At 37.6% G+C, this 22,250-nt stretch carries 24 protein-coding genes; 21 read left to right on the top strand and 3 right to left on the bottom strand.

What is annotated here, in order from left to right; genetic code table 11:
• Window positions 1–128: 128 nt before the first annotated feature.
• The 12 genes from lepA to SNE38_RS08520 all read left to right on the top strand — a co-directional run bounded on the left by lepA (window position 129) and on the right by SNE38_RS08520 (window position 12,656).
• The gene (lepA, locus tag SNE38_RS08575) at window positions 129–1,958 is read left to right on the top strand and encodes a translation elongation factor 4 (RefSeq protein ID WP_191702663.1); all 1,830 of its coding nucleotides are present in this window, start codon (window positions 129–131) and stop codon (window positions 1,956–1,958) included.
• A 106-nt stretch (window positions 1,959–2,064) separates the two neighbouring features.
• Entirely contained in the window at window positions 2,065–2,424 is a 360-nt protein-coding gene (locus tag SNE38_RS08570) for a hypothetical protein (RefSeq protein WP_336046345.1), read from the top strand.
• Between the two features lie 74 nt (window positions 2,425–2,498).
• Window positions 2,499–4,034 (top strand): tRNA (N6-isopentenyl adenosine(37)-C2)-methylthiotransferase MiaB, encoded by a 1,536-nt coding sequence (gene miaB / locus SNE38_RS08565; protein WP_191702661.1) that lies wholly within the window; start codon window positions 2,499–2,501, stop codon window positions 4,032–4,034.
• Window positions 4,031–4,468, top strand: coding sequence for a RicAFT regulatory complex protein RicA family protein (locus SNE38_RS08560; RefSeq protein ID WP_336046344.1), 438 nt, complete (start codon window positions 4,031–4,033; stop codon window positions 4,466–4,468). The genes miaB and SNE38_RS08560 overlap by 4 nt, the downstream gene beginning before the upstream one ends.
• A gap of 59 nt (window positions 4,469–4,527) precedes the next feature.
• Complete coding sequence (locus tag SNE38_RS08555) at window positions 4,528–4,758, top strand: EAL domain-containing protein (protein ID WP_336046343.1); 231 nt, start codon at window positions 4,528–4,530, stop codon at window positions 4,756–4,758.
• Between the two features lie 118 nt (window positions 4,759–4,876).
• On the top strand, window positions 4,877–5,446 hold the full coding sequence (gene cotE / locus SNE38_RS08550; protein WP_191702659.1) for an outer spore coat protein CotE: 570 nt from the start codon (window positions 4,877–4,879) through the stop codon (window positions 5,444–5,446).
• A 182-nt stretch (window positions 5,447–5,628) separates the two neighbouring features.
• On the top strand, window positions 5,629–8,247 hold the full coding sequence (gene mutS, locus SNE38_RS08545; protein ID WP_336046342.1) for a DNA mismatch repair protein MutS: 2,619 nt from the start codon (window positions 5,629–5,631) through the stop codon (window positions 8,245–8,247).
• A 13-nt stretch (window positions 8,248–8,260) separates the two neighbouring features.
• Window positions 8,261–10,138, top strand: a complete 1,878-nt coding sequence (mutL, locus tag SNE38_RS08540) for a DNA mismatch repair endonuclease MutL (protein WP_191702657.1) — start codon at window positions 8,261–8,263, stop codon at window positions 10,136–10,138.
• Between the two features lie 22 nt (window positions 10,139–10,160).
• Entirely contained in the window at window positions 10,161–11,078 is a 918-nt protein-coding gene (locus SNE38_RS08535) for an alpha/beta fold hydrolase (protein ID WP_191702656.1), read from the top strand.
• Entirely contained in the window at window positions 11,071–11,970 is a 900-nt protein-coding gene (gene miaA, locus SNE38_RS08530) for a tRNA (adenosine(37)-N6)-dimethylallyltransferase MiaA (protein ID WP_191702655.1), read from the top strand. Before SNE38_RS08535 ends, miaA begins: the two co-directional genes overlap by 8 nt.
• Before the next feature lie 80 nt (window positions 11,971–12,050).
• The gene (gene hfq, locus SNE38_RS08525) at window positions 12,051–12,278 is read left to right on the top strand and encodes an RNA chaperone Hfq (RefSeq protein WP_191702917.1); all 228 of its coding nucleotides are present in this window, start codon (window positions 12,051–12,053) and stop codon (window positions 12,276–12,278) included.
• 75 nt (window positions 12,279–12,353) lie between these two features.
• Window positions 12,354–12,656, top strand: coding sequence for a rhodanese-like domain-containing protein (locus SNE38_RS08520; RefSeq protein ID WP_191702654.1), 303 nt, complete (start codon window positions 12,354–12,356; stop codon window positions 12,654–12,656).
• Window positions 12,657–12,783: 127 nt separating this feature from the next.
• Here SNE38_RS08520 and SNE38_RS08515 read toward each other — a convergent pair whose 3' ends face one another.
• The gene (locus SNE38_RS08515) at window positions 12,784–13,392 is read right to left on the bottom strand and encodes a trimeric intracellular cation channel family protein (RefSeq protein ID WP_191702653.1); all 609 of its coding nucleotides are present in this window, start codon (window positions 13,390–13,392) and stop codon (window positions 12,784–12,786) included.
• Window positions 13,393–13,511: 119 nt separating this feature from the next.
• On the opposite strand from SNE38_RS08515, the gene SNE38_RS08510 reads away from it, so the two are divergent.
• The 3 genes from SNE38_RS08510 (at window position 13,512) to glnA (ending at window position 16,757) form a co-directional block, all read left to right on the top strand.
• Window positions 13,512–14,759, top strand: a complete 1,248-nt coding sequence (locus SNE38_RS08510; RefSeq protein WP_336046341.1) for a methionine gamma-lyase family protein — start codon at window positions 13,512–13,514, stop codon at window positions 14,757–14,759.
• 216 nt (window positions 14,760–14,975) lie between these two features.
• Complete coding sequence (locus SNE38_RS08505; protein WP_191700280.1) at window positions 14,976–15,359, top strand: MerR family transcriptional regulator; 384 nt, start codon at window positions 14,976–14,978, stop codon at window positions 15,357–15,359.
• A gap of 63 nt (window positions 15,360–15,422) precedes the next feature.
• Window positions 15,423–16,757 carry a type I glutamate--ammonia ligase gene (gene glnA, locus SNE38_RS08500; protein WP_191702651.1) on the top strand — a complete coding sequence of 445 codons (1,335 nt, stop codon included), beginning with the start codon at window positions 15,423–15,425 and terminating at the stop codon, window positions 16,755–16,757.
• Between the two features lie 95 nt (window positions 16,758–16,852).
• On the opposite strand, the gene SNE38_RS08495 is transcribed toward glnA, so the two are convergent.
• Complete coding sequence (locus SNE38_RS08495; protein WP_336046340.1) at window positions 16,853–17,257, bottom strand: gamma-type small acid-soluble spore protein; 405 nt, start codon at window positions 17,255–17,257, stop codon at window positions 16,853–16,855.
• A gap of 131 nt (window positions 17,258–17,388) precedes the next feature.
• Here SNE38_RS08495 and SNE38_RS08490 point away from each other — a divergent pair, with 131 nt between their 5' ends.
• From SNE38_RS08490 to SNE38_RS08475, 4 genes are all read left to right on the top strand, one after another.
• A complete protein-coding gene (locus SNE38_RS08490) occupies window positions 17,389–18,027 on the top strand; it encodes a hydrolase (protein ID WP_336046339.1) in 639 nt (212 codons plus the stop codon).
• Between the two features lies 1 nt (window position 18,028).
• Window positions 18,029–18,736 (top strand): DNA alkylation repair protein, encoded by a 708-nt coding sequence (locus tag SNE38_RS08485; protein ID WP_191702645.1) that lies wholly within the window; start codon window positions 18,029–18,031, stop codon window positions 18,734–18,736.
• Between the two features lie 78 nt (window positions 18,737–18,814).
• A complete protein-coding gene (locus SNE38_RS08480) occupies window positions 18,815–19,360 on the top strand; it encodes a 5' nucleotidase, NT5C type (RefSeq protein WP_191702644.1) in 546 nt (181 codons plus the stop codon).
• A gap of 121 nt (window positions 19,361–19,481) precedes the next feature.
• Window positions 19,482–20,177 carry a gamma-glutamyl-gamma-aminobutyrate hydrolase family protein gene (locus SNE38_RS08475; protein WP_336046338.1) on the top strand — a complete coding sequence of 232 codons (696 nt, stop codon included), beginning with the start codon at window positions 19,482–19,484 and terminating at the stop codon, window positions 20,175–20,177.
• A gap of 86 nt (window positions 20,178–20,263) precedes the next feature.
• On the opposite strand, the gene lexA is transcribed toward SNE38_RS08475, so the two are convergent.
• Window positions 20,264–20,887: a transcriptional repressor LexA gene (gene lexA, locus SNE38_RS08470; RefSeq protein ID WP_191700274.1), complete on the bottom strand. Its 624-nt coding sequence runs from the start codon at window positions 20,885–20,887 to the stop codon at window positions 20,264–20,266.
• A gap of 161 nt (window positions 20,888–21,048) precedes the next feature.
• On the opposite strand from lexA, the gene yneA reads away from it, so the two are divergent.
• Both yneA and SNE38_RS08460 read left to right on the top strand, forming a co-directional pair.
• Entirely contained in the window at window positions 21,049–21,396 is a 348-nt protein-coding gene (gene yneA, locus SNE38_RS08465) for a cell division suppressor protein YneA (RefSeq protein WP_336046337.1), read from the top strand.
• The gene (locus SNE38_RS08460; RefSeq protein WP_336046336.1) at window positions 21,383–22,039 is read left to right on the top strand and encodes a YneB family resolvase-like protein; all 657 of its coding nucleotides are present in this window, start codon (window positions 21,383–21,385) and stop codon (window positions 22,037–22,039) included. Before yneA ends, SNE38_RS08460 begins: the two co-directional genes overlap by 14 nt.
• Window positions 22,040–22,250 lie beyond the last annotated feature (211 nt).

Genomic DNA, 22,250 nt, shown 5'->3' with positions numbered 1-22,250 from the left:
ACATTCAAATTGGATGGATATAGGGGCTGTATTTTAGTAGAAAAGTAAATGGATGATAATCTACATACGTAGTGACACCAACCCATAATGGGCTCAGGTGTTTTTTCTAATTAGGAGAGGAATTATACATGAACCGAGAACAACGTTTAAAACGTCAAGAAAATATCCGAAATTTCTCGATTATTGCACACATCGACCACGGGAAATCAACTTTAGCAGATCGTCTTTTAGAAACAACACAAACAGTTACACAGCGTGAAATGAAATCACAGCTATTAGATTCAATGGATTTGGAGCGCGAGCGTGGAATTACGATTAAATTAAATGCAGTACAATTAAAATATAATGCTAAAAATGGAGAAATTTATACATTCCATCTAATCGATACTCCTGGTCACGTCGATTTCACATACGAAGTATCGCGTTCGTTAGCGGCATGTGAAGGTGCCATTTTAGTTGTTGATGCTGCGCAGGGAATTGAAGCGCAAACATTGGCAAACGTATATTTAGCATTGGACAATGATCTGGAGATTTTACCTGTAATCAATAAAATCGATTTACCAGCTGCAGACCCTGAGCGTGTGCGCCAGGAAGTTGAAGACGTAATTGGCCTTGATGCATCTGAAGCAGTACTTGCATCTGCAAAAGCGGGTATTGGGATTCAGGATATTTTAGAGCAAATTGTTGAAAAAGTACCGGCACCACAGGGAGATCCGGATGCGCCATTACAAGCATTAATTTTTGACTCAGTTTACGATGCTTATAAAGGGGTTATCATTTCTATTCGTATCGTAAATGGAACAGTAAAAGCAGGCGATACAATTAAAATGATGGCAACCGGTGCTGAGTTTGAAGTTATCGAGGTTGGCATTCATACACCAAAAGCAATACCTCAAGCTGAATTAACTGTTGGCGATGTAGGCTATTTAACTGCATCAATAAAAAATGTACAGGACACACGCGTTGGTGATACGGTAACTTATGCCGGCAGTCGTGCAGCGACAGAGCCGCTACCAGGGTATCGTAAGTTAAACCCGATGGTATATTGTGGTCTTTATCCTATTGATACAGCGAGATATAATGATTTACGCGAAGCATTAGAAAAATTGGAATTAAACGACTCAGCACTTCAATATGAAGCAGAAACGTCTCAAGCATTAGGCTTCGGTTTCCGTTGCGGATTTTTAGGTCTTCTTCATATGGAAATTATCCAGGAACGTATTGAACGTGAATTTAATATTGATTTAATTACGACAGCTCCTTCTGTTATTTATGAAGTAACAAAAACGGATGGTACAGTATTGAAAGTCGATAACCCTTCAATGATGCCGGATCCACAAAAGATTGACGAAATTGAAGAGCCATATGTTAAAGCAACAATAATGGTGCCTAACGATTACGTAGGAGCAGTTATGGAGCTTTGCCAGAAAAAACGCGGAAACTTCTCAGGTATGGATTACATTGATGATAGTCGAGTTAAAATCGTTTATGAAATGCCGTTAGCTGAAATAGTTTACGACTTCTTCGATTTCTTAAAATCCAATACAAAAGGCTATGCATCATTCGATTATGAGTTAATTGGATACAAACCATCAAAATTAAACAAGATGGATATTTTATTAAATGGTGAACAAGTCGATGCACTAAGTTTCATCGTGCATAAAGACTTTGCATATGAGCGTGGGAAAATAATTGTAGAGAAATTAAAAGAACTAATTCCTCGTCAACAGTTTGAAGTACCAGTTCAAGCTGCAATCGGTCAAAAAATTATTGCCCGTTCTACAATTAAATCAATGGGTAAAAACGTACTTGCAAAATGTTACGGTGGTGACATTTCTCGTAAACGTAAATTACTTGAAAAGCAAAAAGCAGGTAAAAAACGTATGAAACAAGTCGGTTCAGTAGAGGTTCCACAGGAAGCATTTATGGCGGTACTGAAAATGGATGATAGTAAATAATGTTTTTAAAAAGGCAGATGGAGCAATCTTTCTGCCTTTTGCTTTTTGGGTGAGAAATATTTACTAATCTGCTACAGTAAGAAGGAAATGAAATCCAATTTTTAAAATGGGGCTGTATGCTATGACGGACATTTTAAACTTTCTACAATATAAAAACGAAAAACTTGAGGGCGAACTGACGAAACTGTTCGAGCGTGGCAACTCACCTGCAGGCAGAGTGGATGCTCTAATAGAAAATAAAGAATTACAATTAGAGGATCATAAGCTGTTCTTGGCTTTCCTGGCATATTTATCACAGCATGAGCTTGATGCAAAAACAGTGTTTCAAGATGTTTTGCGTTTGCCAAAGCACCAATTTGAAGCAAAATATGAGATGAAATGGACTCAAGTGATTAAATTAAGTGTCACATTTCTTACAATTTTGCGGACGAATGATGTAAATAGTTATAAACAATTCATTGACTAACTTGTCGGGACTAGTAACAGTTCGCTATAATGATAAAATGAGTAAATGTAATAAATGAGAGGGGCTCTGGGTCGATGAATGAGGAACAACGACTAGCTAGTCAGCAGATTAAGCAACCTAAGGAAGAAAAAGACTATAGTAAATATTTTGAAAAAGTATTTACTGCTCCTTCACTTAAAGATGCAAAAAAACGCGGTAAAGAAGAAGTGAAATATCATAAAGATTTTGATATTGATGAAAAGTATATAGGTATGGGACAAGACCGTAAGTTTTATATTCGCACATACGGCTGTCAAATGAATGAGCATGATACTGAAGTAATGGCCGGTATTTTCATGCAGCTTGGCTATACACCGACTGAATTAATCGAAGAGGCTGATGTTGTATTGCTAAATACTTGCGCCATTCGAGAAAATGCAGAAAATAAAGTATTCGGTGAGCTTGGCTTCCTGTTAAAATATAAGCGTAAAAACCCAGAAATGCTAATTGGTGTTTGTGGATGTATGTCGCAAGAAGAATCCGTCGTCAACAAAATCCTAAAACAATACCAGCATGTCGATATGGTATTTGGAACACACAATATTCACCGTCTGCCAAATATATTACACGATGCATACATGTCAAAAGAAATGGTTGTAGAAGTTTGGTCAAAAGAAGGCGATGTAATTGAAAACCTTCCGAAGAAACGCCTAGGCTCAATCAAAGCATGGGTAAATATTATGTACGGTTGCGACAAATTCTGTACATATTGCATAGTTCCGTATACGCGCGGCAAAGAACGTTCACGTAGACCTGATGAGATTATTCAGGAAGTGCGCGATCTGGCGGCACAAGGTTATAAAGAAATTATGCTTTTAGGTCAAAATGTAAATGCCTACGGGAAAGACTTTGACGACATCGACTATCGTTTAGGCGATTTAATGGATGAACTTCGCAAAATTGATATACCACGTATTCGCTTTACGACTAGTCATCCACGAGATTTTGATGATCATCTGATCGAAGTACTGGCCAAAGGTGGCAACTTGGTGGATCATATTCATTTACCTGTCCAATCAGGTTCAAATGAAATTTTGAAAATCATGGCACGTAAGTACACACGGGAGCACTTTTTACAATTAGTGGATAAAATTAAAGCGGCGATTCCAGGTGTAACATTGACGACTGATATTATTGTTGGATATCCAAACGAAACGGAAGAACAGTTCCAGGAAACGCTTGAATTGTATCGCCAGGTAGGTTTTGATATGGCGTTCACGTATATTTATTCGCCACGTGAAGGCACACCTGCAGCCAAAATGACAGATAATGTAACGGATGAAGAGAAGAAAGACCGTTTACAACGTCTTAATGCAGTTGTAGGAGAGTATTCCGCAAAAGCATTAAAAGATTTGGAAGGTCAAACAGTTGAAGTTTTAGTTGAAGGCAGCAGTAAAAGACGAGATGATGTTTTAGCTGGCTATACTCGTAAAAACCGTCTTGTGAACTTCAAAGCAGATCCAAAGTATATAGGAAAGCTTGTGCAAGTTAAGATTTTAGAAGCAAAATCATATTCATTGTTAGGTGAGTTTGTAGAAGAAGTAATCGAAGAGGTGGAATTTGTAAAATGACAACAAAATTATATACTAAAGACGAAATTATTGAAAAAGCAAAAGAAATTGCCCATATGATTGCCAATACTGAAGAAGTTGAGTTCTTCAAAAAAGCGGAAGAGCAAATTAATGAAAACCAATTTGTCCGTGAAAAAATTGCATCATTAAAAACATTGCAGAAGCAAGCCGTTAACTTCCAGCACTTAGGGAAAGAGAAAGCGTTAAAAATGATTGAAGGCAAAATAACAGGTATTGAACAAGAAATTGACGATTTACCAGTTGTTCAACAATTTAAACAATCTCAAACAGAGGTAAACGGTTTACTGCAATTAGTTTCGAATGCTATTGCTAACAATGTTACAGATGAAGTGATTGCTTCTACAGATGGCGATCTATTAAAAGGTGAGACTGGTTCAAAAGTACGTAATAGCACACCAGGTTCATGTTCATAAATAATATGAGAAGATACCCAATATAGGGTATCTTCTTTTTTGATATCAAATTTGTATCTGTGATGATGGATAATTTATCCAATCCACGAATGAATGTCGTCATTAAAACAATTATCCAGCTTTCGAGCAACTTAAATAAGGTTTCAATTGCTGAAGGGATAGAAACAGAAGAACAACATAACGAATTAAAAAAGTTATGCTGTAAAATTGGTCAGGGTTACTATTATTATAAACCAATGCCTATTGAACAAATCAATGATTTATTGGCTGAAGAAATGACCGTACAATAGTGAAAGATGCTACTACAACTTGTTTGTAGTAGTTTTTTCTTTTATAAAAACTCATTTCACCCTTTAGGCACCTGCCGCATACAATAAATCGAGTAGTTGAAGAAAGGAGAGATGTTCGGTGAAGCGTTTACGCCAAATTGTGACAAAAGCAGTTATAGCGAAAGGGAAAAAGCGTACCGAATGTGTTGAAACGCTCAGTCCACCGAATGCACCAACAAGCATTTTAGGTTGCTGGGTAATCAATCATCAATACCAGGCAAAGCGTAATGGTAAATTTGTTGATGTGACAGGGAAATTCGATGTGAATGTTTGGTATGCTTATAGCAACCATTCAAAAACGGCAGTTCATACTGAAACAATCACTTATAAGGATCGTATAAAACTGTCATTCCGTGATGGAGAAGAAGTAGATTCAAATGATGTGAAGACTCGTGTATTGCAGCAGCCAAATTGTATTGAGGCTATAATCACGAAGCAGGGAGATAAATTCCAAGTAACGATCGAACGCGAGTTTTTAGTGGAGATTATCGGTGAAACAACGGTAGTGATTAATGTGCACCCACTTGACTATGAAGAAGATTGGTCTTATGAGGAAAGCTCACAGCAGCCATCCAGCACGTCATCTTCTAGCTCGTCTAGTTCATCTAGTTCGTCTAGTGGAGACTATGAATCCTCGTCATTTTCGTAAACGGGTTTAATCGGAACACGTGTATAGTAAATAGTAAACATTATCAACATTATAATCTGTACAATTTAGGATTGTTTGAAGATTTCTTTCAAACAATCCCTTTTTTCATTGCGTTTACAAGGAAAATTACGAGGCAAATGGTATAATACTTGTACAAGTTTTAGCAAGTGAGGGAAATAAACATGACTACATACACACCGATGATGCAACAATATATGCTCGTAAAGCAAGATTATAAGGATGCTTTTTTATTTTATCGTCTAGGCGATTTTTATGAATTATTTTTTGATGATGCTATAAATGCATCACAATTATTGGAAATTACATTAACGGCGCGTGCAGGTAATACGGATAATCCCATCCCGATGTGTGGAGTTCCACATCATGCTGCACAAGGCTATATTGAAACACTTGTAGCAAAAGGTTATAAAGTGGCGATTTGTGAACAAACAGAGGATCCAAAACATGCAAAAGGTGTTGTGAAACGTGAAGTTGTCCAAGTTATTACGCCCGGAACAATTACTGAAGGAAAAGCGCTCGATGGGAAGTCGAATCATTTTATTGCAGCCGCAGAAAGCATAGGGGAAAATGAAATCGCCTTTGCCTATTTAGATGTATCTACAGGGGAATCAAATTGTTCAATTATTGAAGGCAGTGCGAAACAATTGATTCAGCAAGTACAGTCATATGCAATAAAAGAAGTGATCGTTACAGAGCAGCTACAGTTACTGCTTGCAGAGTATGCCGAGGCAGGCGGCATCGTATTGTCATTGGAAATGGAGGAAATGGAAGGGGCACGCGCTGCGCAATATGTGTCTCATTTACCGGTCAATCTACAAGGTGTGGCTAAACGGTTGTTGCAATATGTGGAAAGAACACAAATGCGCTCTTTATCCCATATTCAGCCGTTCAATTATACGGAGGCAAACAATTTTCTTCGAATCGATACAAATTCCAAACGAAATTTAGAGCTTATCCAGTCAATCCGGAGTGGAGATTCAAAAGGTACTCTGTTATGGCTGTTGGATGAAACAGTTACGGCAATGGGCGGACGGAAATTAAAGCAATGGCTACACCAACCATTGGCTAATAAAAATGCAATTGAATCACGTCAATCAATTGTGACCGAGTTGTTAGAAGATTTCTTTTTACGTGATGAATTAACAGGATTATTAAAAAACGTGTATGATTTGGAACGATTAGCGGGCCGTGTTGCATTTGGTTCAGTTGGAGGGCGTGATCTTGCCCAATTACGAGAGTCTTTACGTCAAGTACCAACAATTCAAGAGAAATTAATTAATAGCGGTCATGAAAAATGTAGAATTCTTGGGCAAAAGCTGGATGTTTGTGCTGATGTAGAGCGGCTTTTGGCAGAGGCAATTACTGATCATCCGCCGATTTCGATTAAGGAAGGCGATGTAATTCGCGATGGGTACAATGAACAGTTGGACGAATATCGGGATGCTTCGCGTAACGGCAAAGATTGGATAGCCCAACTTGAACATAAAGAGCGGGAACTAACAGGAATTAAAAACCTGAAAATCGGCTATAATCGAGTATTTGGATATTATATTGAGATCACAAAGTCTCATTTAAATAATACGGACTTAAGCCGGTATGACCGAAAACAAACTTTAGCTAATGCCGAGCGCTTTATTACTGAAGAGTTGAAAGAAAAGGAAGCACTTATTTTAAATGCGGAAGAACAAAGTTTGGCCCTGGAATATAATTTGTTTGTTGCATTGCGCGATCGATTGAAAGCCTATATTCCGCGTGTGCAAGCATTAGCATCTGAGATTAGTGAACTTGATGTTTTGATGAGCTTTGCTGCGGTGACGGATAAATATCGTTTTACAAAGCCTGAATTTCACGAGGGGCGCTCACTGCGAATTATTGAAGGACGACATCCTGTAGTCGAAAAGATGCTTAATAAACAAAGCTATGTACCGAACGATTGTGTGTTAACCGATGATAAAAATATGATGCTTATTACTGGTCCGAATATGTCGGGGAAAAGTACGTATATGCGTCAAGTTGCCCTAATCGTCGTATTAGCACAAATGGGATGTTACGTACCAGCAGATGAAGCGATCCTGCCAATTACCGATCAAATTTTTACACGTATAGGGGCAGCGGATGATTTAGTTGCCGGGCAATCGACATTCATGGTTGAAATGCTAGAGTCACAGCATGCGATCACACATGCGACGAAAAACAGTTTATTGCTGTTTGATGAGATTGGTCGCGGAACTTCAACATATGATGGTATGAGCTTAGCGCAGGCAATGATGGAATATATTCATGAAGAAATCGGGGCAAATACTTTATTTTCAACCCATTATCATGAGCTGACTGACTTGGAGAACGAACTTGTTCGATTGCAAAATGTTCATGTAAGTGCCACAGAACAAGATGGCCGTGTCGTATTTTTACACAAAGTAAAAAAAGGGGCAGCTGACAAAAGCTACGGCGTACATGTGGCTGAACTTGCAGAAATGCCTGAAGCCATTTTACAGCGTGCCCGTATTTTACTTGAGCAATTTGAGGCAACAAGTATCGAAAAACCTAATACAAGCGTTGTTCGTGAACAAACGCCATCCATTTTAGAGCAGGTCCCTCAAAAAACTGCAGACGAAGAATTGCAGCTTTCATTATTCTCAATCAATGAGGAACCCGTTATTGCACCCGAACAGCAGGAAGTGCTTGATACTTTAACAAAATTGAATGTTATGGGTACGACACCGATGCAGGCAATGACATTATTATACGAACTACAACAAAAGTTATTAGGCAATAAATAAGGAGGGAACAGCTTTGGGGAAAATTCAAATAATGGATGAGTGGCTATCCAATAAAATTGCAGCCGGTGAAGTAGTGGAACGTCCATCATCCGTCGTCAAAGAATTAGTTGAAAATGCAATTGATGCGGGCAGTACATCGATTGAAGTTTTTCTTGAAGAAGCTGGTCTTAGCTCTATTCAAGTAATAGACAACGGCAGTGGAATGGATGAAGAAGATGCACTTAAATCTTTTTCACGACATGCCACATCAAAAATAGAAAAAGAGCAGGATTTATTCAGAATCCGCACACTTGGCTTTCGCGGTGAGGCATTGGCATCTATTGCCTCTGTCTCTAAATTAACTCTGCGCACATCGGATGGAGATGGGGGTGTGCATTTATATTTAGAAGGCGGCCATTTAAAAGAGCATCAGCCTACTGCGCTTCGCCGTGGGACAGATATTACAGTAGCCCAGCTCTTTTTCAATACACCGGCACGATTAAAATATTTAAAGACGATTCAAACGGAGCTAGGGCATACAATTGATTTTATTAATCGGATTGCGCTTGGCTACCCAACGATCGCGATAAAATTAGTGCATAATGATCAAACATTGCTTCAAACAAATGGACGCGGCCAAGTACAGCAAGTACTATCAGCAATATATGGAGCACATCATGCAAAAAAAATGCTACCATTTGAAGCTAGTAATAATGACTATAAGATCCATGGCTTTGCCAGCCTACCAGAAGTAACCCGTGCGTCGAAAAATTATATGTCATTATTCGTCAATGGGCGGTGGGTCAAGCATTTCGTCATTCAAAAGGCAATTATTAATGCCTACCATACGTATTTACCAATTGAGCGGTTTCCAATCGTGCTCCTCTATGTAGAAGGGGATCCACAATTAACGGATGTCAATGTACATCCTGCAAAACATCAAGTTCGATTAAGTAAAGAGCCAGAGCTATTAAAGTTAATTGAAGATACAATCCGCTTGGCTATTCGTGAAGAAATTCGGATTCCGCTTGCCGAAAAAAAGGAAAAGCCAATTCGTCCGCAGCAAGAGCAAATGAATATTTGGAATCCAAGTAAAGCATCGGCACCGGTATTTGATGAGAATAAGCTAACGACTATTGTGGAAAGATTATCGGGTGATTCTTCAGTTGTAAAAGAACCGCATACACCAATTTCAATTGGAAATCAGCATTCTGTACAATACGCGGACGTCCATAATGAAGTGCCCGAGACGGAATTACCTGCAGTGCCAATTGAATCAAAGCCTATACAAGATGAACAGCCATTTGTTCAGCCTGAGGTGAAACGTCATTTTCCAGACGTTGAAGTTGTCGGCCAAATTCATGGAACTTATATAGTGGCTCAAATGGAAGACGGCTTTTATTTAATCGACCAACATGCTGCCCAAGAAAGAATTAAATATGAATATTACCGTGATAAAGTGGGAGAAGTAAATGCAAATGAACGTCAAACATTACTAATGCCCTTAACATTCCATTATGCTGCAGATGAGGCTTTGCGTTTAAAAGAATCCAAAGAAGCACTTGAAGAAGTAGGTGTTTATTTGGAGGAATTTGGACTATCGTCATTTGTTGTACGGGAATATCCGACTTGGTTTCCAAAAGGGGAAGAGCAGGAAGTTATTGAAGAATTGATCGAGCAAGTTTTAAAAGTACGGAAAACAGATATTAAAAAATTGCGTGAAGATGCAGCTATTATGATGAGCTGCAAAAAGTCGATTAAAGCAAATCATTATTTAAATAAAGAGCAAATGGACAGACTGATCAATGATTTGCGAAAAGCAGATAATCCATTTACATGTCCCCACGGACGCCCTGTTTTAATTCATTTTACATCATATGAAGTCGAGAAAATGTTCAAACGAGTAATGTAAATTCCTAAAAGGGGTGGAGTTTTTGGAACAGCAATCTTTCTTTGTAACAATGTCAGATGGACACGATATATTTGTGCGCACTTTTAAACCAAATCAAGTAACGATGGGACATGTTCATATTTTGCATGGAATGGCAGAGCATAGTCAACGCTATGAAGCTTTTGCCGAAAAACTCTGTGAAGAAGGCTATTTCGTAACGGCCCATGATCATCGAGGTCACGGATATACAGCACAAAAAAATGGTATGCTCGGTTATTATGGAGATCAGAATGGTTTTGACCGTGTAGTGGAGGATGTATATGAAATACTCGCATATTTTAAAGAAGATAGTGTAAGTCGTCCTATATTATTTGGTCATAGTATGGGCTCATTTATCGCTCGACGCTTCATACAGCAACATAGCGGAATGATTGAACGCTTAGTATTAAGTGGTACAGGTTCTTCGAAATTACTACATGAAGCCGGTCATGCCATTGCAGGTCAATTAGTGAAGCTGCAAGGCGCAAAAGAGCAAAGCCTCCTAATGCATAAGCTTAGTTTTGCAGGTTTTAACCGGCACATAGAAAATCCAAAAACGAACTTTGACTGGCTCACTACTGATGACGACGAAGTGAAAAAATATATTGAGGATCCTTTATGCGGTTTTATCGCGACGCACCAGTTTTTTTCGGATTTGACCGGTGGGATTCTCACGTTAAAAAATAAAAGTCAAAATGAACGAATTCGCCCTGATTTAAAAATATTGCTTATAAGCGGTACACTTGACCCGATTGCAGATGAAAATGGAAAAAGTGTTCTTCGCACAGGTAAACAGCTTGTGGATGCTGGGCTGGAACATGTGAAGGTACATTTGCTTGAAGGAATGCGACATGAAATATTAAATGAAAAAAAGAAGGATCAAGTAATGGAAATAATAGTACGGTGGTTAAAAGATGAATAATAAAATTGATGTAGTGGCCATTATTGGCCCTACAGCATCTGGTAAAACAGCGCTGAGCATACGTTTAGCAAAAGAAATAGATGGGGAAATTATTAATGGGGATTCAATGCAAGTATACCGCAATATGGATATCGGTACAGCAAAAATCACTGATGATGAAATGGAAGGGATTCCACATCATCTGCTGAGTATTAAAGAACCTACAGAAGCATTTTCCGTAGCGGAATATCAACGACTAGTCCGAGGGAAAATTGAAGAAATTCAAGCCCGCGGTAAAATGCCAATTATCGTAGGAGGAACAGGACTTTATGTGCAATCCGTTCTCTATGATTTTCAATTTACAAAGCAAGAAGTCGATGAAAAAGCACGTCTTCAATATTATGAAGAACTTGTGAAATTAGGACCAGAGGCGATGCATACTAAGTTGGCAAAGATTGATCCGGTTTCTGCGGCAGAAATTCACCCGAATAATACGAGACGCGTCATACGTGCATTGGAAATGGCAGAGCTTGCCGGTGTGTCACGAGCGGAAGAGCAATTCAACCGTGGAAATATTCCTTTATACAATCATTTAATAATTGGCTTAGACATGGATCGCGAGAAATTATATGAACGTATAAATTTACGTGTAGATTTAATGATGAAAGCAGGATTGCTTGAAGAAGTACGTGCATTATATGATGCAGGCATCCGGGATGTACAGTCGATTAAGGCTATTGGCTACAAAGAATTATATGCATATTTTGATGGTTTAGTAACGATTGAAGAAGCAATCGAACAAATTAAGCAAAACTCCCGCAGGTACGCTAAACGCCAATTGACCTACTTCCGCAATAAAATGGATATCTCATGGATCGGGAATGACTGGAACAAGATAATTAGTTTAATTTAAAATTTTAAAAGGTATATCATATATGGATAACGAATAGTTAACTATTGCATGTATTTTATGGTAAGGGAGATTGGACGATGATGAAATCACTGAATTTGCAGGATACGTTTTTAAATAATTTACGTAAAAATAATGTTTTTGTAACGGTATTTTTATTGAATGGTTTCCAATTAAAAGGCTTAATTAAATCTTATGATAATTTTACTGTTTTACTGGAGTCGGAAGGGAAACAGCAATTAATTTACAAGCATGCCATTTCTACCTTTGTTCCTTCCAAAAACGTTACATTACTTGATGAAGAAGAGTAATCCGGCTAAACGGTAGCGCAATATTAATTGTTTGATTATAATGACTAAGATGGTACAAGTATTGGAGGAATTATAATGAAAACAATGACAACAGATGAACTGATCAATTTATTGGATGCAAATGAAGATTTGCATGTAATCGATGTACGTGAAGATTTTGAAGTGGAGCACGGAATGATCCCAGGTGCAGTACATATTCCACTTGGCTCAGTTCCGGAACGTGCAGATGAACTAGATAGTTCAAAGTCTTATATTGTTGTATGTAAAGGTGGCGTTCGTAGTGCGAATGCTTGTGAATATTTAATAGAAAAAGGCTTTGATGTAACGAATCTAGAAGGCGGCATGATGGCCTATGATGGAGAGTTGGAATTCAAGTAATTATTGATAGGTGAATGTGCAGTGTTATTTTGGACATACCTTTACGATAGTAGCCAGCTCGTTTACTTTATTACTTAAAAAGCTGTATCAAAAGTCGCATTAACTTTTGATACAGCTTTTTTTTCTGTTATTTTGCTATGTTAATTTTTTTTGATGGTAATCCCCAGCCCTTTGTATACGATAAAATACGCAAAGCGGTAATTAGGACAAATAATATATATAAAAATAAATCTCCCTGAAAGATTTCAAGACCCAACAAGAAGCCGGCACTAGCAGCCCAAACCCCATATATTTCATGGCGCAATACAATAGGTTTTCTTCCCGCAAGAAGGTCACGTACAACACCACCGCCAGCTCCAGTCAATAAAGCTGCTACTATAACAGCGGCAAGTGGCAAATCTAAATGTACAGCATACATCCCACCCTGAATCGCAAAGGCGGACAATCCAATCGCATCAGTAACATTTCCCCAACGATTCCAATGCTTTATGAGGTGATGAGGTATTAAAAAGAAAACGGTAATTGCAAACAGTGCAATTTGAAACATCATTTCCTGATTCCATAGTGTTGAGACGGGTAAACCAATTAATATATTACGGATTGCACCCCCACCAAAAGCGGTAACAATTCCTAATATATATACACCAAATAAATCATATTCTTCCTCCATAGCCACAATTGCACCTGATATTGCAAATGCAATTGTTCCAATAACACTGAATACCTCCCAAGCCATAAACATCTCTCCCAAATAATACTATCGCCATGAAGGATAGCAGTTTTTCAAACATTCGTCAAAATTAATTTTTTTAAGGTATAATGGTTACAGTTTGTACAGAATGGAGTAGTAATATTATGGCATTTCAATCATTATTAACACCTGAAACTATAAAGCTAGCGACGAAAGTGGAAGAAAAAGTACGTACTTATCATCAGCAGGTAGATGATCGTGCATTTTATAACCAACAAAAGGTGCTCGCTGCTTTCCGAAATAATCAAGTAAGTGATTTTCATCTGCATCCTTCTACCGGATATGGCTATGATGATGAAGGTCGCGACAATTTAGAGCGTGTATATGCGGAAACTTTTGGAGCGGAAGCGGCGATTGTGCGTCCTCAAATTATATCCGGTACACATGCAATTACATTAAGTCTATTTGGCATTCTGCGTCCGGGTGATGAACTTCTTTATATTACAGGGAAGCCTTACGATACACTTCAATCAATCGTCGACGGTGGTGAAAAGGATACAGGATCATTAAAGGATTTTAAGATTGGCTATTCTCATGTTGATTTAATCGGAAATAAGGAAATCGATTGGGAAGGTGTGAAAAATGCAGTTAATGAAAATACAAAGATGATTGCAATTCAACGCTCAAAAGGTTATGCCACACGACCATCCTTTACAATTGAACAAATTTCCCAGATGGTATTAAAAATTCGTGAAATTGCACCAAATGCAGTTATATTTGTTGATAATTGCTATGGTGAATTTGTTGAATTGCTCGAACCAACGGAAGTAGGCGTCGATTTAATGGCGGGTTCTTTAATTAAAAATCCTGGCGGTGGCTTTGCGAAAATAGGAGGTTATATTGCAGGGCGTGCAGATTTAGTGGAAAAATGCGCATACCGTATGACATCCCCAGGGATTGGTGCAGAAGCTGGTGCATCGTTGAATACGTTAGCAGATTTTTATCAAGGTTTTTTCATGGCACCTCATATAGTCGCGCAAAGTTTAAAAGGCGCGATTTTTACATCGGCAATGCTTGAAGAAATCGGTATGACGACCTCCCCTCATTACACGGATGTACGTACAGATTTAATTCAGTCAGTAGCATTCCGTACTCCTGAACAAATGGTAGCGTTTTGTCGTGAAATTCAGGCAGCATCGCCAATCAATGCTCATTTCGCACCAGAACCTGCGTATATGCCTGGATATGAAGATGACGTAATTATGGCAGCAGGAACTTTCGTTCAAGGGTCAAGCATTGAATTGACAGCGGATGGTCCGATTCGTCCTCCATATACAGCTTTTGTACAAGGTGGCTTAACTTATGAACATGTTAAATATGCGATTTGTGCTGCTGTACAAAGACTAACTTAATTTGTAAAAAATCGTCCAATTTAACGGGCGATTTTTTTGTTTGTTATAAAGTTGACAAAAAAGGGTAATAGTATATTGTCAGTTCATTATTTGCTCATCACCTCTCTAGAAACAGTATATAAAATGCTAACTTAAACACTGTATGTCAGTTTTTCTAACATATAATTGACAATGAACGTAACAAGTCGTAATATAGCGGTAAGGGAGGTGAATTAAATGAGTAGTGAAATTCGACGTTCAATGCCACTATTATCGATAAGTATCGTCATGCAATTAACGGATCTAACAGCCAGACAAATTCGTTATTACGAAGAGCATGATTTAATTCAGCCACACCGTACAGAAGGTAATCGTCGGATGTTTTCATTAAATGATGTCGATATCTTATTGGAAATTAAGGATATGCTTGAACAGGGTATTAACATGGCAGGTATAAAAAAAGTATTTGACATGAAAAATGATCCAGCGATCCAGCAGGCGAGTAAAGAGGTTATTTCAGATTCAGATTTACGTAAAATTTTGCGTGAAGAAATGCGTCAAGCACAACGCATGCAAAAAACATCTCTTCGACAAGGGGATTTATCACGCTTTTATCAATAGCGTGTAAATTATATAACTTTGGTAAGAATCGTTTACTGAACAATTTTAGGAGTGTGGAATTTAGTGGGTAAATACACAAAAGAAGACATTAAGAAACTCGTACAAGAAGAACAAGTAAAATTCATTCGTTTACAATTTACAGACATTTTAGGCACAATCAAAAACGTAGAAATTCCAGTAAGCCAACTAGATAAAGCATTGGATAACAAAATGATGTTTGATGGCTCTTCAATCGAAGGTTTCGTACGTATTGAAGAATCGGATATGTACTTATACCCAGATTACGATTCATTTATGATCTTCCCATGGACTGCCGAAAAAGGGAAAGTAGCGCGATTCATCTGTGATATTTATAATCCAAACGGTACGCCATTTGCTGGTGATCCACGCAACAACTTAAAGCGTGTATTAAAAGAAATGGAAGAGTTAGGATTTACAAACTTCAACTTAGGTCCTGAACCAGAATTTTTCTTATTTAAATTAGATTCAAAAGGTGAACCAAGTTTAGAAGTAAATGACCATGGTGGCTACTTCGATTTAGCACCTACAGATCTTGGCGAAAATTGCCGTCGTGACATCGTTTTAGAGTTAGAAGAAATGGGCTTTGAAATTGAAGCTTCACATCATGAAGTTGCACCTGGCCAACATGAAATCGACTTTAAATATGCAGATGCAATTACGGCTTGTGACAATATTCAAACATTCAAGTTAGTTGTTAAAACAATTGCCCGTAAGCATGGCTTACATGCTACATTCATGCCAAAACCTTTATTCGGTGAAGCCGGATCAGGAATGCACTTTAACGTTTCTTTATTTAAAGGAAAAGAAAATGCCTTTTATGATGAGTCTACTGAATTAGGCCTATCTGAATCGGCGATGCAATTTATGGCGGGGATTCTGGAGCACGTACAAGGCTTTACAGCAATTACAAACCCAACAGTTAACTCATATAAACGTTTAGTACCAGGTTATGAAGCGCCATGTTATGTAGCATGGTCAGCGCAAAACCGTTCACCGCTTATCCGTATTCCTTCTTCTCGTGGAGTTTCAACACGTATAGAAGTTCGTTCAGTGGATCCATCTGCAAACCCATATTTAGCGATGGCAGTTATTTTAGAGGCTGGTTTAGAAGGTATTCGTAGAAAGTTAACTCCACCACCAGCAATTAACCGTAACATTTATGTAATGAACGAAGAAGAGCGTAAAGCAAACGGCATCGATAATTTACCAGCAGCTTTAGACGACGCGTTAACATTACTTGCAAAAGACGAGGTTGTGCAAAAAGCATTAGGCAACCACATTTATGCAAACTTTAAAGAAGCAAAAGAAATTGAGTTTGATATGTACCGTTCAACTGTCCACCAGTGGGAACGTGATCAATATATGAAAATGTACTAAGAAGAAAGCGTTGGGGCACTAAGCTCCAACGCTTTTTTTCTTTGTTAATGAAAAAAACCGGCAATAAAAATTGCCGGTTTGGGGATGATATTCGATTATTTATTACCGTTTTGGGAACGAATTTTAGCAAATAATCCAGAAGCTTGCTGCTTTTTGGCTTCAGCTTGTTGATTTTGCTTTTTAACTTGGCTTACATCTGTTTCCATTCCAAACTCCGCGTTCATTGAACTTAGTTTCTTTTGTAAACCACTATTTGCAAAAATACCAGAAGCTTGCTGCTTTTTAGCTTCAGCTTGTTGGTTTTGCTTTTTAACTTGGTTCACATCGGTCTCCATACCAAATTCCGCGTTCTTTGAACTTGGATTTTTTTGTAAACCGTTATTAGCGTATAAACCAGAAGCTTGCTGCTTTTTGGCTTCAGCCTGCTGGTTTTGCTTAATAACCTTGTTAACGTCTGTTTCCATTCCAAATTCAGTATTCATGTTTTTGTTGTTTTTCATGAATATCACCTCCTGAATTTATTCTGTTCAGAGGTTGCTTTATTATGCTGTGGTATATTTTAACTTTTTAATAAAAGGGATTTTTATCTGTTAAATTGAATTTAAAATTACATACTATAATGGAGGTACTTATGGGCTCAAGAATTATGCATGCTATTATTGCTTATAAAGTGGCAGAGGCATTAAACATACAAGATCAAGCAACATTTATAATAGGTGGAATTGCAGCAGATGCAGCCATAATGGCTAAAGACGCATCACATTTTTACAGTGGAGAGCTACAAAGGTTTACTAGAACAATTAATTACGAAGCATTTTATAAAAAGTATAAAAATGAGGTTTCAAAAAACTATATCAATGGTTATTATGTACATTTAATTGCCGATGATTTATGGTTGCAGGGATTTTTCATCCCTTGGTTAAAAAATCGTTTGGAAGCAAAGCCCGAACTGTTGAATGTTTATCATAACGATTTTAAAATTTTAAATGCACAATTAGTTGAGCACTATCATTTGAATGAACAGCTTTCTGCATTATTGAAAGAGCCCTTTGAAATATGTTATTTGCAGGAGGTTTCCCATGAGGAAGTAACTGCATTTATTCCTAGTATTTTAAGTGACCTGCAATATGATACAGAAATACTCAAAATACCGCTTACTGTATTTACAATGGAGCAAATAGTCGGCTATATTGAAACTTCAATAGAGAAGAGTATTTTATTATTAAAACAATCGAGTAAGAACAACTTATCAATTCAGAAAGGATACTAATATGGATTTCAATACTGTAATACAGGAATTAGAAACATTAGGAAAAGAACGTACAAAAAAAATATATATGTCAAACGGGGCCAAGGAGCCAGTATTTGGTGTAACGATTGGATCGATGAAACCATATGTTAAGCAAATAAAAATAAACCATGAACTTGCAGAACAATTATATGCAACGGGTAACTATGATGCAATGTACTTTGCAGGAATCATCGCCGATTCAAAAGCAATGTCGGAAGCAGATTATAATCGATGGATGGACCAGGCTTATTTTTATATGATATCTGATTATGTGGTTGCAGTTACATTAGCAGAATCCGATATTGCCCAACAAGTAAGTGATAAATGGATTGCAAGTGGAGACGAGTTGAAAATGTCTGCTGGCTGGCATTGTTATTGCTGGCTCCTCGGTAATAGAAAAGATGAGGAGTTCTCAGTTGAGAAACTGCGGGGAATGCTTAAACAGGTAAAACAAAATATCAATTTGGTACCGCTACGTACACAAGTTGCGATGAATAACTTTGTAATGACTGTCGGTGTTTCTTTTAAGCCTTTACATAATGAAGCATTGCAAATTGCTAATGATATTGGTGTAGTGGAAATTAAGCGTGAAGGAAAAAAGCCCGGAAAATTACACGCGTATGCAGAAATAGTAAAGCAAGTTGAAAAAGGGCGTATCGGATTTAAACGTAAATATGTTCGTTGTTAATTGTAGAGAGTAATACCTTGTTATTTCACAATATAATTGTATAAACTAAAATTAGGAAATTCCAAGGAGGCCAATTACATGAAAAAAAGTATTGCAATTGATATGGACCAAGTATTAGCTGACTTTTATTCAAAGTTACGTATTACTTACAATGAGAATTTCGGTACTTCCTTTACGGAAGAAGAATTTTTGTTGACTACACAGCGTGATTTACCACGTGAAGATGCAAAGAAACTGTTTGCACTATTAAATGAGCCAGATTACTTCCGCGATTTGGCGTTACTAGATGAAGATGCAATTGAAGTCATTCAGGAGCTTCAGGAGCATTATGAAATTTTTATAGCTACTGCTGCAATGGATGTACCAGGATCATTTACTGCCAAATATGATTGGCTAATCAAACATTTACCATTCATTAAAACACAAAATATTGTATTTTGCGGGAATAAAGCGGTTATACATACCGATTATTTAATTGACGACAATCCAAGGCAGCTTGCGTCATTTAAAGGAACAGGACTATTGTATTCAATGCCATACAATACGGCGGAAGAAGGATATACACGCGTTCATAATTGGAAAGAAATTAAGCAATATTTTTTAAAACAACTCGAAATTGTTTAATCGTAAAGGGATTGCATTTAAGCAATCCCTTTTTTTATAAATTTTTGTAGTCATCTAAGGCGATATAATAGTATAATTTAAATTATTTGAATTATCTTTTAACTTTAAGGGGATAGAAGGAATGAAGCCGATTATTGGGTTAACGATGTATGACTTTGATAAAAAAATGGATATTAATAATGTCTATTTAACATCAATAGAACAAGCAGGTGGCATTCCGATTTGTATACCGAATGCGACAGCAGAAAATGTAGAGGCTCTATTGGCTATTGTTGATGGCCTTGTATTGATTGGTGGTGCGGATATTGACCCATTAATATTTAATGAAGAGCCACACCCTAATATTGGGAGCGTAGTGCGAAAGCGTGATGATAGCGATCTTTTGCTAATGAATGAAGCATTTAAAAGACAAATACCCATTCTAGGCATCTGCCGAGGACAGCAGATTATGAATATAGCCTTTGGGGGGACGATCATTCAGGATATTCCATCACAGGTGGAAAATATAGTCCAACATAAGCAACCATCCAAGCGCGGAGAATTAGCCCATACTGTGGATGTGAAAACACAAAGATTTAAAGAGATTTTTGGTGAAGCATCTTTTCGTGTAAACACTTTCCATCACCAATCAGTAGGTAAGCTGGGGAAAGGGCTAGTCACATCGGCTGTTGCAAAAGATGGTATTATTGAGGGAATCGAACACGAATCCCATCCTTATTGTGTTGCTGTTCAGTGGCACCCTGAAGAGTTGGCGCCAAATGGTGATGTTTATGCGCAACGTTTATTTAGCAGTTTTATAAATGCATGTAAAAAGTAGAGGAAAATCCAGTCGATTTCGGCTGGGTCTTTTTTGTTTGAAATAGAAAAAGCCTGCCGATTCTATTAGAATGGCAAGCTTCTTAATTAATGAATATTTCGATATAGCCCAACTACTTTTCCTAAAATAGATACTTGATTAACAATGATTGGCTCCATCGAACTGTTTTCAGGCTGTAAGCGGAAATGAGTTTTTTCTTTATAGAAACGCTTGACAGTCGCTTCATCTTCTTCGGTCATTGCAACGACGATTTCTCCATTGCTCGCAGTGGAAGTTTTCTTGACAATAACGTAATCCCCATTTAATATGCCGGCTTCAATCATTGATTCACCCATTATTTCAAGCATAAATAATTCATCTTCTGATGAACCATATGCATCGGGTAACGGGAAATATTCTTGGATATCTTCAATGGCCGAGATAGGTAAACCAGCTGTAACTTTACCGATTAATGGTACGTGAATTACACCTTGTTTAGCTATTGATAGCTCTTCTTGATCCAAAATTTCAATGGCACGCGGTTTAGTAGGATCGCGACGTATAAGCCCTTTACTCTCTAATCGAGCTAAATGCCCGTGGACAGTTGAGCTAGAAGCTAAGCCTACAGCCTCTCCAATTTCACGAACTGATGGCGGATAGCCTTTTGAACGAACTTCCTCTTTTATAAAAGTTAGAATAGCTTCTTGTCGTTTGGAAATTTTTTGTGTCAACTAACTCACCTCTTTATCATGCTATTTTTCTTAGTGTAAGTATAGCAGTATGCGAACACGAATGCAAACATAAGTTCGAAAAAACGATTGACAAAAACATATGTTCGTATTATTATGAGAACAAACATTCCGAACATATATTCGAAAGAGGGGTTTTTCTTATGAAAAAAATCAAATTAAATAGCTTTACATCAATGTTTCTAATGTTCTCTATTGTGTTATTAGTATTAATCTTCCATAAAGACGATAATATAGAATTATACGAACAAGTATCTATCGGACAAGGGGATACTTTATGGTCGCTTGCGGAACATTATCGTGGTAAAATGGCAACGCATGATTGGATTAACGAAGTGAAAAAAGAAAACGGCCTACGAGATGGAAAAGTTGTTTCAGGGCAAATATTGGTGGTGCCAGTTGAAAAGGAAGCACAATATATTGTCCAGTTGAATGACTCCTCCGATGTGTCGACAATTAAGGTAGCGAGAGATAATAATGACAAAAACTAAAGCAGTTATTTATTGCCGTGTCAGTACCGAAAAAAGTGCGCAGGAAACATCGTTGCTGCGTCAACAGGAAGAACTGACGAAATATGCTGTAACATTCGGTTTTAAAGAAGTAGAGATTTTTACGGATCAACATAGTGGCTATGACGTGGAACGTGATGGTTTACTGGATATGCTCGATTATATGAGAGAATATAAAATCAAAGTATTATTTGTACAAGACGAAACACGTTTAGGACGAGGGAATGCAAGAATGGCAGTTCTCCATCTTTTACAAAAATACGAGGCGACTGTTTATACATTGAATGATGCTGGTCCTGTAGTATTAAACGAGATGGATACGATGCTACTCGAAATATTGGCTGTAGTTGAAGAGTATCAGCGCCGTATGCATAATGCAAAAATTCGTCGAGGAATGCGTCGAGCAGTAGAAAATGGATATCAACCCCAAAATAATTTAAAAAACCGTGGAAATATTGAAGGGCGTGAACGAAAAGAAGTGCCGGTAGAAGAAATTGTACAGCTTCGTCAAAAAGGCTTAACGTTTGCTGAAATTGCCACTACGTTATCAGGATTGGGTATACCAATCAGTAAAGCAACAGTACATAGACGATATATTGAATATATAGAACAACTAAAAAAGTAGTCACATGCCATTTAAATATCTCAACAGCAAATAAAGAAAATAAAAAAACAAATAGTTTAAAAAACAGAAGCCATGTCATTCGAACATGGCTTCAGATTGTCGACAAAAGGCATCGAGAGCTCGTCTCTCGATGCCTTTTGTCATTTCTTTTATCAAATTAGGTCCCGAAGTTCTGTAAAAGTTCTCCTCTTCGAGGGAATATGCCCTCTAT

This window comes from Solibacillus ferritrahens (genome assembly GCF_037027585.1).
Lineage (GTDB): Bacteria > Bacillota > Bacilli > Bacillales_A > Planococcaceae > Solibacillus > Solibacillus ferritrahens.
Note: the sequence above shows the minus strand (reverse complement) of the source record. Positions and strands in the feature narration are given on the sequence as shown.